Here is a 16,448-nt window from a genome sequence, read left to right as displayed (position 1 = left end):
ACCATGCCGCGTCTTTTCACCGCCCTCGAAATACCCCGTGACGCCGCTCTTTCGCTGTCCCTGCTCAGGGGCGGCCTGCCCGGAGCCCGCTGGATCGATGTCGAAAACTACCATCTGACGCTGCGCTTCATCGGCGACGTCGAAGGCCATATCGCCGACGAAATCGCCAACGCGCTCGACCGGGTGCACCGCCCATCCTTCTCGCTCACCCTGTCCGGAGTTGGCGCTTTCGGCCAGAAGAAGCCGCACGCCGTCTGGGCCGGCGTCTTCGCCTCGCCCGACCTTTCGGCGCTGCAGAGCGAAATCGACCGCATCTGCCAGCGGCTCGGCCTGCCCGCCGACCCGCGCAAGTTCACCCCGCATGTTACGCTGGCACGCTTGCGCAATTCGAGCCCGCTCGACGTCGCCCAGTACCTGTCGGCGCGCGGCAATTTTGCGACGCTACCGTTTCGCGTCGGCCGCTTCGTGCTGATGTCGTCGCGCGATTCGGTCGGCGGCGGTCCCTACATTGTCGAGGAGGCGTGGCCGCTCTCCGGCGTCGACGCCCGCGCCACCAATCTCGTCGCCAGCGCCTCCGACGCTTCGCGGATCATGCGGTAGACCGAAGCGAACGCTTCGGCCCCGTCATAATAGGGATCCGGCACGTCGCGGGTTTTGCCCTGCGCAAACTCTGCCAAGAGATGAATACGTTCGCGCGCACCGGCCGGCGCCAACGCCTTGAGGTCGCGGACATTCTGCCGATCCATGCCGAGGATCAGGTCGAAGCGCGAAAAATCCCCCGGCCTGACCTTGCGTGCCCGCTGCCCTGATATGTCGATGCCGTGGCGGGCCGCAATCGCGATCGAGCGCGGGTCGGGCGCTTCGCCGAGGTTCCAGCCGCCGGTCGCCGCAGAGTCCAGCACGATATCGTCCAGCACCATGTCGCGGCCGCGTTCCGCCAGCACGGCGCGAAACACGCCTTCGGCCAGGGGTGAGCGGCAGATGTTGCCGAGGCAGACGAAGAGTATGGAATTTACGCTCATTCGATATGCGCCGTTCGTGCATTTGGAAGCCCAAAACGCAAAGGATTTTTGGGCGACTTGCATTATGGTGAGGGTCAATAACTGGGATAGCACGGGAAATCATCATGACGAGAGAGAAACTCAGCAAGGACGCCATCGCCGCCGCACTGGCCGAACTGCCTGGCTGGTCGCAGGCAGCCGATGGCGCCTCCATCAAGCGCAGCTTTGTCTTCAAGAATTTTTCCGAAGCCTTCGCCTTCATGACCCGCGTCGCGCTGGCCGCCGAGAAGATGGACCATCATCCCGACTGGTCGAACGTCTACAAGACTGTCGACGTGACGCTCAACACCCATGATGCCGGCGGTGTCACCGCGCTCGACATCGCGCTGGCCAAGAAGATGAATGGGTATGCTGGCGGCTGAACGCTGGGGCGGCAACGCCAAATCGGCGCCATCCTCTTGCAGTGGACCGGGACTTTCACCACATTTTCTGTGGCGGCCGCGCGCAACGCGTAGCGCGACGGCCGGCAAGGAGAGGATTGATGGCGCAGCAGCCCGGTTTTGATTTCTTCGGCTTCGGCAGCAAGCTCGGCGACGAGAGTGAAGTGCGCTCCAAATTCTGGCGCACGGCCAAGAAGGCCGCCCGGCAGATTCCGTTTATGGAAGAGGTCGTCGCCGGCTATTATTGCGCGCTCGACAGGAAGACGCCTTTGCGTGCCAAGGGCATATTGCTGGCGGCGCTTGGCTATTTCGTGCTGCCGGTCGACGTCATACCCGATTTCGTCTTCGGCCTCGGCTTCACCGACGACATCGCCGTGCTGACCGCCGCGATCTCCGCGGTAAGCGCCCATATCACCCCTGCGCACCGCAAGGCCGCCAAGGAGGCGATCGCCGACAAGAGCTGAATCGGCGGTCGCGTTGGCAACTGGGTTCAGAAGAAATCCTCCGCTCAAACAGGACGATAGCGGCTTGGCTTCGGGTCCGCTGCGGCCGTGCAAAAAGTCAAACTCTTGCCGCTTTCGTGGCCTCCAAGTCGCCGCAGGGACATTGCGAAAGCCGTTTTTTCAAGAAGCGGCGCGGAAATGGCGGTGGTTTCCATGGGTGAATGTCCTTTTCCGAGGGAAATTCACCGTTTGGTAACCCAGATTAAATCAAAATGAAGCGACGGGCAGGACGCCAAGCCGGCCTGCCCCGCACCATTTGGAATACGGGAAAAGCGATGCGCGGATTGATTGCACTAGTCTCGAGCCTGGTCCTGGTGGCCTTTGCCGCGCCGGCGCTGGCGCAGCAGGCGACCAAGATCGGCCAGCACAATGCCTGGGGCACCTACAGCTACCAGGCGCAGGGCGGCAAGGTCTGCTATGTGCTCACCGTGCCGACCGACAAGCAGCCGCCGACGCTCGATCACGGCGACATGTTCTTCTTCGTCAGCCAGCGGCCGGGCCAGCAAGTGTCCTACGAGCCGCAATTCATCGCCGGCTACACATTCCAGGAAGGCTCCAAGGCCACCGTCACCATCGACAAGAAGACGTTCTCGATGTTCACCCGGGGCAAGTCGGCCTGGGTCGAGAACGCCGCCGAAGAGCCGGTGCTGATCGCCGCCATGAAGACCGGCACCGACATGAAGGTCTCGGCGAAGTCTGGCCGCGGCAATCCGACGACCTATGTGTTTTCGCTGAAAGGCATCTCGGCCGCGCTGACGTCGATCGCCAAGTGCAAGTAGGCTAGCGCGGTTCCCGCCGCATGACTCTCGCCGCAACCTGTGCTATGCGCCGCGCTTCTTTTCGGCACGATGGATGAAATCGGCCGCAATTCGCTTATATTGGCGCTGATATGACCCTTTCCTTCGATCTCACCACTGAGGGCGCACGCGACGCGTTGCGCGCTCGCGCCACGCCCGAGAAGCCGTCGCTGATCGGCCTGACCCGGGCCGAGCTCGGTGAAGCCCTTGTCAGTGCCGGCATCGTGCCCGAGCGCCAGGCGAAAATGCGCGCCCAGCAGCTCTGGCACTGGATATATGTGCGCGGCGTCTCCGATTTTGCCGGCATGTTCAACATCTCCAAGGATCTGCGCGCCGAACTGGACAAGCATTTTACCGTCGCCCGGCCCGAAATCGTCGAGGAGCAGATTTCCTCCGACGGCACGCGCAAGTGGCTGTTCCGCTTTCCGCCTCGCGGTGCCGGCCGTCCCGTCGAAATCGAGACCGTCTATATCCCCGAAGAAGGCCGCGGCACGCTATGCATCTCATCGCAGGTCGGCTGCACGCTGACCTGCTCGTTCTGCCACACCGGCACGCAGAAGCTGGTGCGCAATTTGACGGCGGAAGAGATCCTGGCGCAATTGCTCACCGCCCGCGACCGGCTCGGCGATTTCCCCGACCGCGACACACCCGACGGCGCCATCGTCCCTGCCGAGGGCAGAAAAGTCTCCAACGTCGTCATGATGGGCATGGGCGAGCCGCTCTACAATTTCGAGGCGGTGAAGAAGGCGCTGCTGATTGCCTCCGACGGCGACGGACTGTCGCTGTCGAAGCGCCGCATTACGCTCTCGACCTCCGGCGTGGTGCCCGAGATCTTCCGCACCGGCGAGGAGATAGGGGTCATGCTGGCGATCTCGCTGCACGCCACCAATGACGATCTGCGCGACCTGCTTGTGCCGATCAACAAGAAGTATCCGCTGAAGGAACTGATCGAGGCCTGCCGCGCCTATCCCGGCCTGTCCAACGCCAAGCGCATCACCTTCGAATATGTGATGCTGAAGGACGTCAACGATTCCATCGAGGACGCCAAGGGGCTGATCAAGCTGCTCAAAGGCATTCCAGCCAAGATCAATCTGATCCCGTTCAACCCGTGGCCGGGCACCAACTATCAGTGCTCGGACTGGGAGACGATCGAGAAATTTGCCGACTACATCAACAATGCCGGCTATGCCTCGCCTATCCGCACGCCGCGCGGCCGCGACATCCTGGCCGCCTGCGGGCAGCTCAAATCCGACTCCGAACGCATGCGCAAGGTCGACCGCCTGGCGCTGGAAGCCATGATGATTGCGGGGCATGGCGAGGCGTGAGCCGCCTCTTCGCCTATATCCTCCGTTTCGCTGTCATCCTGTTCGGCTATGTCGTCGCCTCATTGGCGGCGAGCGCCTTTCTCAACGTGCTGTTCCTGGCTTCCGTCGGTTATATGCCGGACGATGCGCACCCAGCGGCGGCCGCGGCGCTGTATTTTTCGATCCCGTTCGTGGCGCTGTTTGTCGCCTATTTCGCTTTCATACCGGCGGTGGTCGCAATCCTGATCTCCGAGGTCCTCAGCCGCCGCGACTGGCTGTTCTATGCACTCGCGGGCGGCTTGGTGGCCGCGGCCTTCCTTGGCTTCGTCCACCAGAACGTGGATTTCGACGTCACCGAACCGCGCGCCATCGCCGCGGTGATCGGCTGCGGCATGGTCGGCGGCATCTTCTACTGGCTAAGCGCCGGCCGCTGGGCCGGAAGCTGGTGGCAGGCCGCTACTTCGCCTGAGCGGTCAGGATCTTGAGCGCGAAGGCCGAAAACACACCGGCAAAGAGATAGTCTACCACCCGCGTCACCCGCGGGCTGGCCTTCATCGCCGCCGAAAACCTTTCCGCAGCAAACACCATCGGCGCTGTCACCGGGACCGACAGCACGATGAACATGAGGCCGAGGAAGAACAGTTTTCCCGGCGCGTTCGGATCGTGAGCGGAGACGAACTGCGGCAGAAACGTCATGAAGAACAGGATGATCTTCGGGTTGAGCAGATTGACGCCAAGCCCGGCAGCCCAGCTGCGGAACAGCGAAATCTGCGGCCCGTTCTTCTTCTGCGGTGAAAACGCCGAGCCCTTGGTGATTGCCTGCCAGGCCAGGAACACCAGATAGGCGGCGCCGAACGTTTTCAGCACGAGGAAGGCCATTGGCGAGGCGACGATCAGCGCCGAGATGCCGACCGCCACCAAAGTTGTGTGGATCAGCGTTCCGAACAGAGCACCCGCCAGCGAGGCAAAGCCGGCGGCGCGGCCCTGGCTCAGTGTGCGCGAGACGAACAGCGTCATATCCGGCCCCGGCGTGATCGCCAGGATCATGGTGGCGATGGCGAACTGGATCAGCGTGGTGGTGTCGGGAATGAAGGACATCGGTGGGCCCTGGCGAATGATCGTCGGTCTATAACGCAGCCTCCCGGCTCACGCCAGCAACTGACTGGCGTGGCATCTGGTCCAGCGGCTGCGGCGGTCGGAGCCCGTTCATCCCTTGCGCTGGCCGGAAATGCCGTGATACCTCGCCCGCGAAACTCATCGCGGAACCGCCAAAATGTCCCCAGCAATGCCCAAGACAAAAGACGTCAAGAAGGTCGTGCTCGCCTATTCCGGCGGTCTCGACACCTCCATCATCCTGAAATGGCTGCAGACCGAGCTCGGCGCCGAAGTCGTCACCTTCACCGCCGATCTCGGCCAGGGTGGCGAGTTGGAGCCGGCGCGCAAGAAGGCCGAGATGATGGGCATCAAGGATATCCGCGTCGTCGATGTGCGCGAGGAATTCGTCGCCGACTTCGTCTTCCCGATGTTTCGCGCCAATGCCGTCTATGAAGGCACCTACCTGCTCGGCACCTCGATCGCCCGGCCGCTGATCTCCAAACACCTGGTCGAGATCGCCCAGGAGGTCGGCGCCGATGCTATTGCGCATGGCGCCACCGGCAAGGGCAACGACCAGGTCCGTTTCGAGCTTTCCGCCTATGCGCTGAACCCCGACATCAAGGTCATCGCGCCGTGGCGGGACTGGTCGTTCAAGTCGCGCACCGACCTGATCAACTTCGCCGAGCAGCACCAGATCCCGGTGGCCAAGGACAAGCGCGGCGAAGCACCCTTCTCGGTCGACGCCAACCTCCTGCACTCGTCCTCCGAGGGCAAGGTTCTGGAAGACCCGTGGAGCGAGCCACCGGAATTCGTCCATCAGCGCACCGTCTCGCCGATGGACGCGCCGGACAAGGTCACCGAGATCGAGATCGAATTCTTGAAGGGCGACCCGATCGCGCTGAACGGCAAGAAACTGTCGCCGGCCGCCATGCTGACGGCGCTTAACGATCTTGGCCGCGACAATGGCATCGGCCGGCTCGATCTGGTCGAGAACCGCTTCGTCGGCATGAAATCGCGCGGCGTCTACGAGACCCCCGGCGGCACCATCCTGATCGTCGCCCACCGCGCCATCGAATCGATCACGCTCGACCGCGGCGCCGGCCACCTCAAGGACGAGTTCATGCCGCGCTACGCCGAGCTGATCTACAACGGCTTCTGGTTCTCGCCCGAGCGGCTGATGCTGCAGGCGATGATCGACAAGAGCCAGGAAGACGTCGAAGGCACGGTGCGCCTGAAACTCTACAAGGGCAATGTCATGGTCACCGGCCGCAAATCCAAGAAGACGCTCTATTCCGACGCGCTGGTCACCTTCGAGGATGACCGCGGCGCCTACGACCAGAAGGACGCCGCCGGCTTCATCCGCCTCAATGCGCTGCGGCTGAGGACGCTGGCGGCAAGGAGCCGCAAGGGTGAACCAAACTAGTGTTCCAGGAAAACCCGGCGGTCACGCAGGGTTTTTATTTGGTACCTCTAATATAAGAGGCCAAGCTGGCTGACATGGTTTCCGTTTGACCTTAAAAGCCTCATCTAAATTCCTTCGCGGGGCGAGGGATTCTGATCGTGAAAAACGCCATTTTTCTCATGCTTGCGGCGGCCATCGTCTTTACCGGATGCCAGTCCTCGCAGGCAGCCGCGAAACGCGAGCAGGACGGGTGCATCTCCGCAGTCCATTTGTGGAGCATCACGTTCAAGCACGAAATCGCCTCTTTCATGGGCGTCTCGCAGGAGCGCATGCCGGCCCTGTTCTGCCAGCGTATCACCGAAGGCGTACGCAGCGGGGGGATCAGCTACTCCGATTTGAACAGAGTGCAGCTAGACCTGCCGACCGAGATATGGCTGGTCATCAAGGGCAAGTCAAAGGCGGCTGCCAGGGCCGCGCCGGTGCTGCGCAACTCCAAATTCCGGAGCTGCAAAGGTACTGAAGGCGCCTTCGAGGTTCCTATTTCCCAGAAGTGCCCGTTGAGCGGCTACGCACATTATTGAGAGCCCAGTCGCTCAGCCGGCATTTGCGCCAACGATCGAGCAATTCGAGAAAGAGCATGCCCGACTTCGTCCGTAACTGCGTAAAAACAAAGAAATAGAGCGGCGGCAAAGAACTCAGTGCTTTTCCTGCTTGATCTTTTCGGGCCCTTATCTAGCCTCCTCACAATCGATGGGGGCAGCTGACAATGAAGCCGTGGTTTGTGGCCCTGCCTGCAATGGTCGTCATGCTGGCCGGTTGCCAGACTGGGCAGGAGCAAGTGAGACAGGATCCCGAGGCGGCATTCGATCGCTGCGTCAGCAAGGTGGCCATATCGAATATATCGGCCAAACACGAGATCGCCGCTTTTATGGGCGTTTCCCTGGAGCGCATGCCGCCACTGCTGTGCCGCCGCCTTGTCGATGCCATGAAGACCGGCCGGCTGACCTTCTCCGACATAAACCGCCTCCAGTTCGACCAGTCCACGGACATCTGGAAGGTCATAAAAGGCGGGTAGCCGCTCGGCTGCTGAACGGTTTGAACGCCAAAAGCTCCAGTCCTTGCAGAAAAGCCCGGCGCATGGCCGGGCTTTCCGTTCTTCGATCTGGATATTTCTATCAGCTGCCGTCGATCGCGTCGGCGATCTGGGCGATGGCCTGCTGGTAGACGCTGGCGGAATTCCAGCCGGCGATGGCGCCCATATTCGCACTCGCGCTCGCACCCGCCCGCCAGCCATGAGCCTTGAGGAAGTTGGCCGTCGAAGCCAAGGCCGTTGCCTTGTCGCGCAGATTTCCGTTGCCGACGCCATACTTCAGGACATTGCCGGGCAGGAACTGCGTATGGCCGATCTCGCCATGCGCAGCCCCAACCGACGAGGCGCTGAGCGCGCCGCGATCGACCAGCTTCAGCGCCGCAATGGCATGCGGGTAAAAGAACCCCGGGCGACGGCAATCATAGGCAAGCGTCAGAATGGCGGAGACCGTGTTCTGGTTGCCAAGGGAGGCTCCGAAGCCGGTTTCCATGCCCCAGATGGCCAGCAACACGCCCGGCGACACGCCGTAATTGCTCTCGATCCTGTCGAACATCGCCGCATTCGACTTCTTCAGCGCACGGCCCCTGGAAATGATCGCAGCTCCGCCACGGCGCTTCATGAAGGCGTCCACCGAACCGCTGAACGCCTTGTGGATGGCGCGGTCGACGGAGATTGTCTTTGTCGCGTAGCTGGCACCGGCCAGAGCAGCGAGACCCTTCCCACCAACACCTTCGGACCTGGCCTGCGCGGCAAAGTCCTGCTTCCACGCTTCGAAGCCCGCGCCGGTCTTGCCGCAGCTGGCCGCCGCCTGCGCGCCCGTCGCCAGCGCGAGTACCGCGACCACCGCGGCAGCAATAATCTTTCCCTTGGCAAGCAATGCCATGCTTTCTCTCCTGATTGCCTGAATCACGTCCCGGTTGCGAACTTGCCAGCGAAACGCGCCATTGTCACCGTACCCCCGGCGCTACCCTGGCCAATGCAGCGGAATTTGCTTACGATCAAGTGCTTATTGTGGCCGAAACGCCCGGCGCCGGGCAGGCGAATTCGCTGCTCGGGTAAAAAGAGGTGACGGGGGCATGGAACGGCGGCCCGTGGCGGGCGTTTGGGCGAGGCGCCGCTCCGCACCATATTCCTCCTCTGACGCCATACGCCAACGCCTGACGCATCGAGATCGACATGAAACTGTTCGACTGCCCGCATTGCGGCCACCGCCTCTACTTCGAGAATGCGCAGTGCCTGAATTGCGGGAGTCTCGTGCTTTACGATCCTGAGCATGCGCGCTTTGCCTTGTCTGACGTCGACGGCATCTTCCACTGCACCAATGCGGATGAATGCGCCTGCAACTGGATGGCCGAACCGGGTCATACCTACTGCCGCGCCTGCGTGCTGAACCAGCTGATCCCCGACCTCTCCGTCGACGGCAACCGCCGCCGCTGGATTCGCGTCGAGGCGGCCAAGAAGCGCGCCGTCTATTCGCTGCTCGCCTTCGGCCTTCCGGTCGCGCCCAAGCACAAGCACGGCGACGAAATCGGCCTCGCCTTCGACTTCATTGCCGATCCGATCGGCGGCGGTCCCGGCGGCGAACGCATCCTTACCGGCCACGACAACGGCCTGATCACGCTCAACGTCGCCGAGGCGGACTCGGCCGAGCGCGAGCGGCGTCGCGTCGAGATGGGCGAAAATTACCGCACGCTGCTCGGTCATTTCCGTCATGAGCTTGGCCATTACTACTGGGACCGGCTGATCCGCGACGAGCCGCAACGGCTCGATGCCTTCCGGGCGCTGTTCGGCGACGAACGCCCCGACTACGAGCAGGCGCTGAAGGCCTATTACGCCAATGGCGCTGCGCCCGACTGGCAGCAGAACCACATCTCCGCCTATGCGACGTCGCATCCATGGGAAGACTGGGCCGAGACCTGGGCGCACCATCTCCACATCACCGACACGCTGGAGATGGTGCACGCGCTGAATTTTCCACTCGGCCAGCTTGAGACGATGGAGACCAATGTGCTGCCGCAAGGCGACACCGGCGGCCGGTTGCAGGCGGCGCCCGCGGAACCCAACGCCGTGCCCGAGCCGTTCGGAAAGATTCTCGCCCGCTGGCTGGTACTCTCGGAAGCCTCAAACTCGATTAACCGCTGCATGGGCCTGCCCGACCTTTATCCCTTCGTCATTTCGGACGTGACGGCGCAGAAACTCAGCTTCGTGCATGAGCTTTTGACCGGTTTGCCGAAAGAAACCGGAACAAATCGTGAGCTGGCGTCGGTATTTTAGCCGGAACGCATGCGCTCTGGTTTCGTTGGGTGTCGCGAGGGACCATGAAAGGGAGAGAAACCATGAGACGCATATTGTTTCCGGCCGTCGCCGGGGCGCTTGTCGCGATGTCGGGTGCGGCACTCGCCGATACCGCCGTCTCGGCCGTCACCGATCTTAATGTGCGCGCCGGCCCCGGCCCGCAATATCCTGTGATCGGCGTGCGCGCCGCCGGCCAGTCGGCGACGCTCAATGGCTGCATCGAAAACAGCAAATGGTGCACCATTGCCGAAGCCGGAGGCCAGGGCTGGGTCTATTCCGACTATGTCACGGCCGATTTCGGCGGCAACCGGGTCGTTCTGACACGCCGCCCCGCCGACGCCGCCATCACCGTGGTTACACCGCCGCAGGATGATTATCCCGATACCTATACCGGTGCGATTCTGTCCGACGACGGCCCCGTCGACGCCATCGACAGGCCACCGGCGGAAGTCGGCACCTATGTCAGCACGCACCGGCTCGATCCTGTCTATCTCGAGGGCGAGGTGGTGACCGGTGCTACCTTGCCCGACACGGTCGAACTACGCGAAATCCCCGACTACCGCTACCGCTACGTCTATGTGAATGGCCAGCAGGCGCTGGTCGACCCGCAGACACGGCGCATCATGTACGTCGTGCGCTGATTTTGCCTGGAAAGAATGACAAGTGAACTCGTGCCGCCCTCCTGCCGAGGCTGAGGGCGGCACAAGGGCTCGCTGAAACAGCAGCAATTGCGCGAGAGCCGACGATCCCCTAGATCATGCGACCCGATGCGTTCGGCAGAGGAACTCGCGTGATATCAGATTCAGCCGCCTTCGAGCGCTATAGCAACACGGCCACCGAAAAGACGAACCTGCCGCGGCTGATAATCGGAACGGCGGTCGTCGTCCTGTTCTGGGTGGCGATCACCCTGGTTGTGGTGCTTGGCGGCACCTATGTCGCGATCGTCTGGCATGTATTGCCGGACGATCCGCGCGGGCCGCTTCAGGGCTTTCTGGCCTCGCCCATCGGCATACTCACCGCACTCACCTCGTTTACCGGCATCTGGCTCGGCCTCTGGCTTGCCATGCGTTACGTCCATGGCGAGCCGCTCTCGGCGCTTTTCGGTGCCAGCCGCCGCGTGTCATTGTCGGGCTTCCTCAAGGGCCTGGTCGCGGTGCTGATCACATCGGCGCTTTCCGAAATCCTGCTCTACTGGCTACAGCCCGAAATCGCCCGCGGCACGATCAACCTGTCGACCTGGCTGCTGTTCCTGCTCCCGATCGTGGCGCTGACCCTGCTGCAGACCTCGTCCGAGGAGATGCTGTTTCGCGGCTATCTGCTGCGCGGCCTGGCCAGGCGCTTCGAGAGCCCTTACGTGTGGGCGCTATTGCCCGCTTTGCTGTTCACCTCCTTGCATTGGAGCCCGGGCTCGACCCCCGCCATCAACGCCTGCGTGCTGGCCTCGATCGCCGCCTTCGCCTTGCTGTTGACGCTGGTGGTTTATGTCACCGGCAATCTCGGCGCCGCCTTCGGCGCCCATCTCGGCAACAATCTCACCGGCTTCCTGCTGATCTCGCATCAGGAGAACTACAATTCCTTCGCCCTGTTCAACGCCAAGCCGCTGGAAGGTCCGGACTGGACGACGACGGATGCCGTCATCATCGCCGCCATCGGTATCGTCTGCACCTTGCTGACGATCCTGCTGCTTCTGCACCCGCGCTCGCCGCTGAAGGTTACGGCCGACCCTCGGGATGCAGGGTGAACTAAACAGGGACCGATCCAGAGACCGGCAAGCCGCCCTTGTCTTGACTCTTCGGCCGATTTCCTGTCTACAGCCCCGAAATCCGCGACGAGTATCCCTCCGAGCAAGCCGACCAGGACGCCAAAACCTTTTGAGGTGGGTGCTGTAAACAGATCCTGGAGGCCAACACCCGGCAGCGCTGAGCGCCCCCGGGTGCTTTTTGGTTTTGAGCTTTGCTTGGATGAGCGGCGCGAACGCACTACCTCTCGGGCACCATCGGGGTGCCTGAGAAAAAGGAAACGGAATGTTTGAATCGCTGCAGGAGCGCACAAGAGGCGTGGAGGGCCATCGGCCCGACAGGGATCACCATGAATCCAAGGCGCTCTCGCGCGGCGGGTTGACCAATGTTTGAATCACTTCAGGAGCGCCTTGGCTCCATCCTGAACGGCCTGACAGGCCGCGGCGCGCTGTCGGAGGCTGATGTCTCGGCGGCGTTGCGCGAGGTGCGCCGTGCGCTGCTCGAAGCCGACGTTGCGCTGGAAGTGGTGCGTTCCTTCACCGACAAGGTGCGCGAGAAGGCCGTCGGCGCCGCCGTCGTCAAGTCGATCAAGCCCGGACAGATGGTCGTCAAGATCGTCCATGACGAGTTGGTCGACATGCTCGGCGCCGAGGGCGTCGCCATCGACCTCAATGCGCCGGCGCCGGTCGTCATCATGATGGTCGGCCTGCAGGGCTCCGGCAAGACGACGACCTCGGCCAAGATCGCCAAGCGCCTGACCGAGCGCCAGAACAAGAAGGTTCTGATGGCCTCGCTCGACACGCGGCGGCCCGCGGCGCAAGAGCAGCTGCGCCAGCTCGGCGAGCAGGTCAAAGTCGCGACCCTGCCTGTCATTGCGGGCCAGAACCCGGTCGACATCGCCAGGCGCGCCGTCCAGGCAGCCAAGCTCGGCGGTCATGACGTCGTCATCCTCGACACCGCCGGCCGCACCCATATTGACGAGCCGCTGATGGTGGAGATGGCCGACATCAAGAAGGTGTCGAGCCCGCACGAAATCCTGCTGGTCGCGGATTCGCTGACCGGCCAGGACGCCGTCAACCTTGCCAAAAGCTTCGATGAGCGCGTCGGCATCACCGGCCTGGTGCTGACTCGCATGGACGGCGACGGCCGTGGCGGTGCCGCGCTTTCGATGCGCGCCGTCACCGGCAAGCCGATCAAGCTGATCGGCACCGGCGAAAAGATGGACGGGCTGGAGGAATTCCACCCCAAGCGTATTGCAGACCGCATCCTTGGCATGGGCGACATCGTCTCGCTGGTCGAAAAGGCCGCCGAACACATCGACGCCGAGCAGGCGGCGGCGATGGCCAAGAAGATGCAGTCGGGCAAGTTCGACCTGAACGACCTTGCCGGCCAGCTTCAGCAAATGTCGAAAATGGGCGGCATGGGCGGCATCATGGGCATGATGCCCGGCATGGGCAAAATGAAGGACCAGATGGCCGCCGCCGGCCTCGACGACAAGATGTTCGGCCGCCAGCTCGCCATCATCTCGTCGATGACCAAGGCCGAGCGCGCCAATCCGGACATGCTGAAACATTCGCGCAAGAAGCGCATCGCCGCCGGCTCAGGCACGGATGCGGCCGAGATCAACAAGCTCTTGAAAATGCATCGCGGCATGGCCGACATGATGAAGGCGATGGGCGGCAAGGGCAAAGGCGGCGGCCTGATGCGCGGCATGATGGGCGGCCTTGCCTCCAAGATGGGCCTCGGCGGCATGATGCCGGGTGGCCCCGGCGGCATGATGGGTGGCGGCATGCCCGACCTCTCCAAGATGGATCCCAAGCAGCTCGAAGCCTTGCAGAAGCAGATGCCCGGCCTTGGCGGCATGAAGGGCCCGCCCACCCCGAGCGGCGGTGGCCTGCCCGGTCTGCCCGGCGGCATGAAGCTTCCCGGCCTTGGCGGCGGTGGTCTGCCCGGCCTCGGAAAGAAGAAGTGAGGACGCTATGAACGAAGAAAAAGACATGGCCGACGCACGCACCATCCTGGCCGGCTATCGCGCCTCGATCGACAACATCGACGCCGCCCTCATTCATATGCTGGCCGAGCGCTTCCGCTGCACCAAGGCGGTCGGCGTGCTCAAGGCCGAGCATGGCCTGCCGCCCGCCGACCCGGCGCGCGAGCAGGAGCAGATCACCCGCCTTCGCCAGCTGGCGAAGGACGCTCATCTCGACCCCGATTTCGCGGAAAAATTCCTCAACTTCGTCGTCCGCGAAGTGATCCGCCATCACGAGCAGATCGCCGCGTCCAACGGCGCAAGCAAAACCGGCTAACAAAGTGCATGTCGCCCAAAAGTGCGCAGCGGTTTTGGGACAACGACCTGCACCAGACAAAGCCATTAACCCAACACTGAAATCAGAAATTTAGGAGAAATGAAATGCCCTTGAAGATCAGACTGGCCCGTGCGGGCTCGAAGAAGCGCCCTTACTACCACGTCGTCATCGCCGACGCCCGTTCGCCGCGCGACGGCCGGTTCATCGAGTCGATCGGCTCGTGGAACCCGCTGCTGCCCAAGGACGGCGAGCGCGTCAAGGTCGACGCCGACCGCGTCAAGCATTGGCTGTCGCACGGCGCTCAGCCGACCGACCGCGTGCTGCGCTTCCTCGATGAGGCCGGCCTCCTCAAGCGCGAAGCCCGCTCCAACCCGAAGAAGGCCGAGCCCGGCAAGAAGGCGCAGGAACGCGCCTCTCTGCTGAAGAAGGCCCAGGAAGACGCTGCCGCCGCCGTTGCCGCCGCTGCTGCAGCCCCGGCCGAAGCGGAAGCCGCCACCGCCGAATAAGCATCGCGTCATCGCATCGACAAAACGGCGGGCCTGTGCCCGCCGTTTTGCTAATGTGCGGCGATGTCATATGCGTTCGAACGAAAGATGACTGAGCGGACCGTCACGGAAGAGACCCTTTTCGGCGGCGTAGCCGGAACGCTGTTGCGATGCGCCGGCGCCACGACAGGCGTCGTCGTGCTCAGCGGATCGAGCGGCCGCATCGACGTCACCCGGGCCCGGCTCTTTGCCAAGGAAGGAGCATCCGCTCTCGCGCTACAATGGTTTGGCGGCGAAGGTCAGGTGCCCGGCATTTGCGAGATCCCGCTCGAAACGTTTTTCGCGGCGACCGACTATCTTGTCCAGATGGGATGCCGGCGCATCGTCTATGTCGGGACCTCGAAAGGCGCCGAGGCCTCCCTGCTTGCGGCGGCTCACGATCCACGCATCGGCCTCGTGGTTGCGATCAGCCCGACATCGGTGGTCTGGGGCAATATCGGGCCGGGCCGCGACGGCGTCAGCTGGCCGGAACGATCGTCGTGGACGCTCGAGGGGATTCCTTTGCCGTTTGTCCCAAGCAATCCCGCTTGGAACGCTGAGTATGTCGATGGTCTGGTGTCCTACCGGGGGCTCTTCCTACGTGCCTTGCAAACCTTCAAGGACGCAGCGGCCAAGGCTGCCATTCCCGTCGAAGCTATTTCAGCCGACATTGTTGTGGTTGCGGGCGGCGACGACGCGCTATGGCCATCGCTGGATTTTGCCCAGTCGATCGTTCGGCGTCGCCAGGACACCGCAATGACCACCTGCCTCGTCTCAGTGCCCGACGCCGGCCACCGCATTCTGCTGCCGGGCGAAATCACGCCGCGCTCGAGGCTGCATGCCCATGGCGGCAATGACGACGCCGACACGCGCCTGGGCCGCCTGGCTTGGGAGCATATCCGGGGATTGCTGTAGCGCAGGCAGCCAATGGTCCAGCTGCCTTGGGCAACAGCGAAACCGGCGATCTATAGCCGCCGGTTTCCGATGTTGGACCTGGCTGTGTTCAATAACCGTCGGGGCAGCTGGCGATATAGGTGCGCCCGTTCCGGCCGCGGTAGCGACATTGACCGCTTTCGCTGGCACGGCCGATCAGCGCGCCGGCCACGGCGCCGACGGCGCCGCCGACGACGGCCCCCTGAACCGGATCATTTGCCACAGCTGCGCCAACCGCCGCGCCGCCGAGGCCGCCGACCGCGGCACCCTTTTCGGTTTGCGAGCACGCGCCCAGCGCGGTCGCCAGTACCAGAATGATCATCGCTCTTCTCATTATCGTTCCTCTCTCACGCGGATCGCCGTCCTCGCCGCCACGGTTCTAACTCCCAGACGGCTGATTTGATCCCGATGACGTGAGAGATCGCGGTGTCCGCGCCGGTCACATTCGTGCCGACCGCCGCCGAGCTTGTTGAAATTTCAGGCTTTTCTACCTTTCGGCTGCCTTTTTCAGATTGGCGAGGCCAGCCTCGAAATCCTTGCCGATCAGCGTATCGAAACTCATGACCAGGCCCATCAGCTTGGCAATGAAGGGCCGGCTGCCGCGCATTGCCCAGGTGACTGCGGTGGTGTCGCCCGAGGGCTTCAGGGTGAAGTCGACGCTGTTGTTGGCCCGGAACGGCTTCTCGAAGTCGAGCTTCAGCGACACCAGCGAGGATGGCACGGAATTGACGATCTCCATGCGTCCCTTGCCGGCCTTGGCATTGCCTTCCCAGGCGTAGGCGGCGCCCTTGCCGGCATCAGCGCCCGACAGCGTGCGCTTCATCAGCGGGTCGAGCTTTTCGTAGGGTGACCATTCCGGCCACTGCTTGAAATTGTTGATCAGCGGAAAGATCGCTTCCGGCGCGGCCTTGATGCTGGCGGTGCGGGCGGTGACGAAATCATTCGACCTCGTCGCCGCATAGATGAGCACGGCGGCGATGATGACGACCAGGAGGATGAGAATGGTGCTGAGCATGTTT

General features: G+C 62.9%; 22 protein-coding genes. 16 read left to right on the top strand and 6 right to left on the bottom strand.

The window, feature by feature from the left end:
- Positions 1-3: 3 nt before the first annotated feature.
- A complete protein-coding gene (gene thpR, locus NKL06_RS17495) occupies positions 4-600 on the top strand; it encodes an RNA 2',3'-cyclic phosphodiesterase (RefSeq protein ID WP_023671722.1) in 597 nt (198 codons plus the stop codon).
- Here the strand turns inward: thpR and NKL06_RS17490 are convergent.
- Positions 504-1,022, bottom strand: coding sequence for a low molecular weight protein-tyrosine-phosphatase (locus NKL06_RS17490; protein WP_023807680.1), 519 nt, complete (start codon positions 1,020-1,022; stop codon positions 504-506). The two genes, thpR and NKL06_RS17490, sit on opposite strands and share 97 nt — an antisense overlap.
- A gap of 104 nt (positions 1,023-1,126) precedes the next feature.
- Between NKL06_RS17490 and NKL06_RS17485 the strand changes: the two genes are divergently transcribed.
- Complete coding sequence (locus tag NKL06_RS17485; protein WP_023694536.1) at positions 1,127-1,423, top strand: 4a-hydroxytetrahydrobiopterin dehydratase; 297 nt, start codon at positions 1,127-1,129, stop codon at positions 1,421-1,423.
- A gap of 119 nt (positions 1,424-1,542) precedes the next feature.
- Positions 1,543-1,905 carry a YkvA family protein gene (locus NKL06_RS17480; RefSeq protein ID WP_023694537.1) on the top strand — a complete coding sequence of 121 codons (363 nt, stop codon included), beginning with the start codon at positions 1,543-1,545 and terminating at the stop codon, positions 1,903-1,905.
- Between the two features lie 44 nt (positions 1,906-1,949).
- On the opposite strand, the gene NKL06_RS17475 is transcribed toward NKL06_RS17480, so the two are convergent.
- Positions 1,950-2,099: a hypothetical protein gene (locus tag NKL06_RS17475; RefSeq protein ID WP_023807679.1), complete on the bottom strand. Its 150-nt coding sequence runs from the start codon at positions 2,097-2,099 to the stop codon at positions 1,950-1,952.
- A 120-nt stretch (positions 2,100-2,219) separates the two neighbouring features.
- On the opposite strand from NKL06_RS17475, the gene NKL06_RS17470 reads away from it, so the two are divergent.
- From NKL06_RS17470 to NKL06_RS17460, 3 genes are all read left to right on the top strand, one after another.
- Positions 2,220-2,723, top strand: coding sequence for an invasion associated locus B family protein (locus tag NKL06_RS17470; protein WP_023671718.1), 504 nt, complete (start codon positions 2,220-2,222; stop codon positions 2,721-2,723).
- 110 nt (positions 2,724-2,833) lie between these two features.
- Entirely contained in the window at positions 2,834-4,066 is a 1,233-nt protein-coding gene (gene rlmN, locus NKL06_RS17465; protein WP_023694538.1) for a dual-specificity RNA methyltransferase RlmN, read from the top strand.
- Positions 4,063-4,530, top strand: a complete 468-nt coding sequence (locus NKL06_RS17460; RefSeq protein ID WP_023694539.1) for a hypothetical protein — start codon at positions 4,063-4,065, stop codon at positions 4,528-4,530. The genes rlmN and NKL06_RS17460 overlap by 4 nt, the downstream gene beginning before the upstream one ends.
- On the opposite strand, the gene NKL06_RS17455 is transcribed toward NKL06_RS17460, so the two are convergent.
- The gene (locus NKL06_RS17455; protein WP_023694540.1) at positions 4,502-5,143 is read right to left on the bottom strand and encodes a LysE family translocator; all 642 of its coding nucleotides are present in this window, start codon (positions 5,141-5,143) and stop codon (positions 4,502-4,504) included. The two genes, NKL06_RS17460 and NKL06_RS17455, sit on opposite strands and share 29 nt — an antisense overlap.
- A 187-nt stretch (positions 5,144-5,330) precedes the next feature.
- Here NKL06_RS17455 and NKL06_RS17450 point away from each other — a divergent pair, with 187 nt between their 5' ends.
- From NKL06_RS17450 to NKL06_RS17440, 3 genes are all read left to right on the top strand, one after another.
- Positions 5,331-6,563 carry an argininosuccinate synthase gene (locus tag NKL06_RS17450; protein ID WP_023694541.1) on the top strand — a complete coding sequence of 411 codons (1,233 nt, stop codon included), beginning with the start codon at positions 5,331-5,333 and terminating at the stop codon, positions 6,561-6,563.
- Positions 6,564-6,700: 137 nt separating this feature from the next.
- Positions 6,701-7,123, top strand: a complete 423-nt coding sequence (locus NKL06_RS17445) for a hypothetical protein (RefSeq protein ID WP_023834707.1) — start codon at positions 6,701-6,703, stop codon at positions 7,121-7,123.
- Between the two features lie 215 nt (positions 7,124-7,338).
- On the top strand, positions 7,339-7,617 hold the full coding sequence (locus NKL06_RS17440; protein ID WP_023671712.1) for a hypothetical protein: 279 nt from the start codon (positions 7,339-7,341) through the stop codon (positions 7,615-7,617).
- A 100-nt stretch (positions 7,618-7,717) separates the two neighbouring features.
- On the opposite strand, the gene NKL06_RS17435 is transcribed toward NKL06_RS17440, so the two are convergent.
- Positions 7,718-8,515: a lytic murein transglycosylase gene (locus tag NKL06_RS17435; RefSeq protein ID WP_023694544.1), complete on the bottom strand. Its 798-nt coding sequence runs from the start codon at positions 8,513-8,515 to the stop codon at positions 7,718-7,720.
- Positions 8,516-8,808: 293 nt separating this feature from the next.
- Here NKL06_RS17435 and NKL06_RS17430 point away from each other — a divergent pair, with 293 nt between their 5' ends.
- The 7 genes from NKL06_RS17430 to NKL06_RS17400 all read left to right on the top strand — a co-directional run bounded on the left by NKL06_RS17430 (position 8,809) and on the right by NKL06_RS17400 (position 15,411).
- Positions 8,809-9,906 (top strand): zinc-binding metallopeptidase family protein, encoded by a 1,098-nt coding sequence (locus NKL06_RS17430; protein WP_023694545.1) that lies wholly within the window; start codon positions 8,809-8,811, stop codon positions 9,904-9,906.
- A gap of 62 nt (positions 9,907-9,968) precedes the next feature.
- Positions 9,969-10,568: a DUF1236 domain-containing protein gene (locus NKL06_RS17425; RefSeq protein ID WP_023694546.1), complete on the top strand. Its 600-nt coding sequence runs from the start codon at positions 9,969-9,971 to the stop codon at positions 10,566-10,568.
- 149 nt (positions 10,569-10,717) lie between these two features.
- Positions 10,718-11,668: a CPBP family intramembrane glutamic endopeptidase gene (locus NKL06_RS17420; protein ID WP_023807678.1), complete on the top strand. Its 951-nt coding sequence runs from the start codon at positions 10,718-10,720 to the stop codon at positions 11,666-11,668.
- Positions 11,669-12,051: 383 nt separating this feature from the next.
- Entirely contained in the window at positions 12,052-13,638 is a 1,587-nt protein-coding gene (ffh, locus tag NKL06_RS17415) for a signal recognition particle protein (protein WP_023694548.1), read from the top strand.
- Positions 13,639-13,645: 7 nt separating this feature from the next.
- Positions 13,646-13,972 (top strand): chorismate mutase, encoded by a 327-nt coding sequence (locus NKL06_RS17410; RefSeq protein ID WP_023671706.1) that lies wholly within the window; start codon positions 13,646-13,648, stop codon positions 13,970-13,972.
- A 104-nt stretch (positions 13,973-14,076) separates the two neighbouring features.
- Entirely contained in the window at positions 14,077-14,478 is a 402-nt protein-coding gene (gene rpsP, locus NKL06_RS17405; protein WP_023671705.1) for a 30S ribosomal protein S16, read from the top strand.
- A gap of 87 nt (positions 14,479-14,565) precedes the next feature.
- Positions 14,566-15,411 carry an acyl-CoA thioester hydrolase/BAAT C-terminal domain-containing protein gene (locus tag NKL06_RS17400; RefSeq protein ID WP_023756501.1) on the top strand — a complete coding sequence of 282 codons (846 nt, stop codon included), beginning with the start codon at positions 14,566-14,568 and terminating at the stop codon, positions 15,409-15,411.
- Positions 15,412-15,499: 88 nt separating this feature from the next.
- On the opposite strand, the gene NKL06_RS17395 is transcribed toward NKL06_RS17400, so the two are convergent.
- Positions 15,500-15,763, bottom strand: a complete 264-nt coding sequence (locus tag NKL06_RS17395) for a YMGG-like glycine zipper-containing protein (RefSeq protein WP_023756500.1) — start codon at positions 15,761-15,763, stop codon at positions 15,500-15,502.
- Positions 15,764-15,916: 153 nt separating this feature from the next.
- On the bottom strand, positions 15,917-16,444 hold the full coding sequence (locus NKL06_RS17390) for an SRPBCC family protein (RefSeq protein WP_023694550.1): 528 nt from the start codon (positions 16,442-16,444) through the stop codon (positions 15,917-15,919).
- Between the last annotated feature and the right edge of the window lie 4 nt (positions 16,445-16,448).

Origin of the sequence: Mesorhizobium sp. C268A, from assembly GCF_040324475.1 — a bacterium.
Classification (GTDB): Bacteria; Pseudomonadota; Alphaproteobacteria; order Rhizobiales; family Rhizobiaceae; genus Mesorhizobium.
The sequence above is the reverse complement of the archived record's forward strand: the minus strand, read 5'-3'. Positions and strand labels throughout refer to the sequence as shown.

Coding starts and splice junctions, on each gene's coding strand:
- NKL06_RS17425 (WP_023694546.1), top strand. CDS start 9,969: ATGAGACGCATATTGTTTCCGGCCGTCGCCGGGGCGCTTGTCGCGATG.
- ffh (WP_023694548.1), top strand. CDS start 12,052: ATGTTTGAATCACTTCAGGAGCGCCTTGGCTCCATCCTGAACGGCCTG.
- NKL06_RS17470 (WP_023671718.1), top strand. CDS start 2,220: ATGCGCGGATTGATTGCACTAGTCTCGAGCCTGGTCCTGGTGGCCTTT.
- NKL06_RS17410 (WP_023671706.1), top strand. CDS start 13,646: ATGAACGAAGAAAAAGACATGGCCGACGCACGCACCATCCTGGCCGGC.
- thpR (WP_023671722.1), top strand. CDS start 4: ATGCCGCGTCTTTTCACCGCCCTCGAAATACCCCGTGACGCCGCTCTT.
- NKL06_RS17480 (WP_023694537.1), top strand. CDS start 1,543: ATGGCGCAGCAGCCCGGTTTTGATTTCTTCGGCTTCGGCAGCAAGCTC.
- NKL06_RS17455 (WP_023694540.1), bottom strand. CDS start 5,143: ATGTCCTTCATTCCCGACACCACCACGCTGATCCAGTTCGCCATCGCC.
- NKL06_RS17490 (WP_023807680.1), bottom strand. CDS start 1,022: ATGAGCGTAAATTCCATACTCTTCGTCTGCCTCGGCAACATCTGCCGC.
- NKL06_RS17400 (WP_023756501.1), top strand. CDS start 14,566: ATGACTGAGCGGACCGTCACGGAAGAGACCCTTTTCGGCGGCGTAGCC.
- NKL06_RS17395 (WP_023756500.1), bottom strand. CDS start 15,763: ATGAGAAGAGCGATGATCATTCTGGTACTGGCGACCGCGCTGGGCGCG.
- NKL06_RS17475 (WP_023807679.1), bottom strand. CDS start 2,099: ATGGAAACCACCGCCATTTCCGCGCCGCTTCTTGAAAAAACGGCTTTC.
- NKL06_RS17450 (WP_023694541.1), top strand. CDS start 5,331: ATGCCCAAGACAAAAGACGTCAAGAAGGTCGTGCTCGCCTATTCCGGC.
- NKL06_RS17485 (WP_023694536.1), top strand. CDS start 1,127: ATGACGAGAGAGAAACTCAGCAAGGACGCCATCGCCGCCGCACTGGCC.
- NKL06_RS17390 (WP_023694550.1), bottom strand. CDS start 16,444: ATGCTCAGCACCATTCTCATCCTCCTGGTCGTCATCATCGCCGCCGTG.
- NKL06_RS17435 (WP_023694544.1), bottom strand. CDS start 8,515: ATGGCATTGCTTGCCAAGGGAAAGATTATTGCTGCCGCGGTGGTCGCG.
- NKL06_RS17440 (WP_023671712.1), top strand. CDS start 7,339: ATGGTCGTCATGCTGGCCGGTTGCCAGACTGGGCAGGAGCAAGTGAGA.
- NKL06_RS17430 (WP_023694545.1), top strand. CDS start 8,809: ATGAAACTGTTCGACTGCCCGCATTGCGGCCACCGCCTCTACTTCGAG.
- rlmN (WP_023694538.1), top strand. CDS start 2,834: ATGACCCTTTCCTTCGATCTCACCACTGAGGGCGCACGCGACGCGTTG.
- rpsP (WP_023671705.1), top strand. CDS start 14,077: ATGCCCTTGAAGATCAGACTGGCCCGTGCGGGCTCGAAGAAGCGCCCT.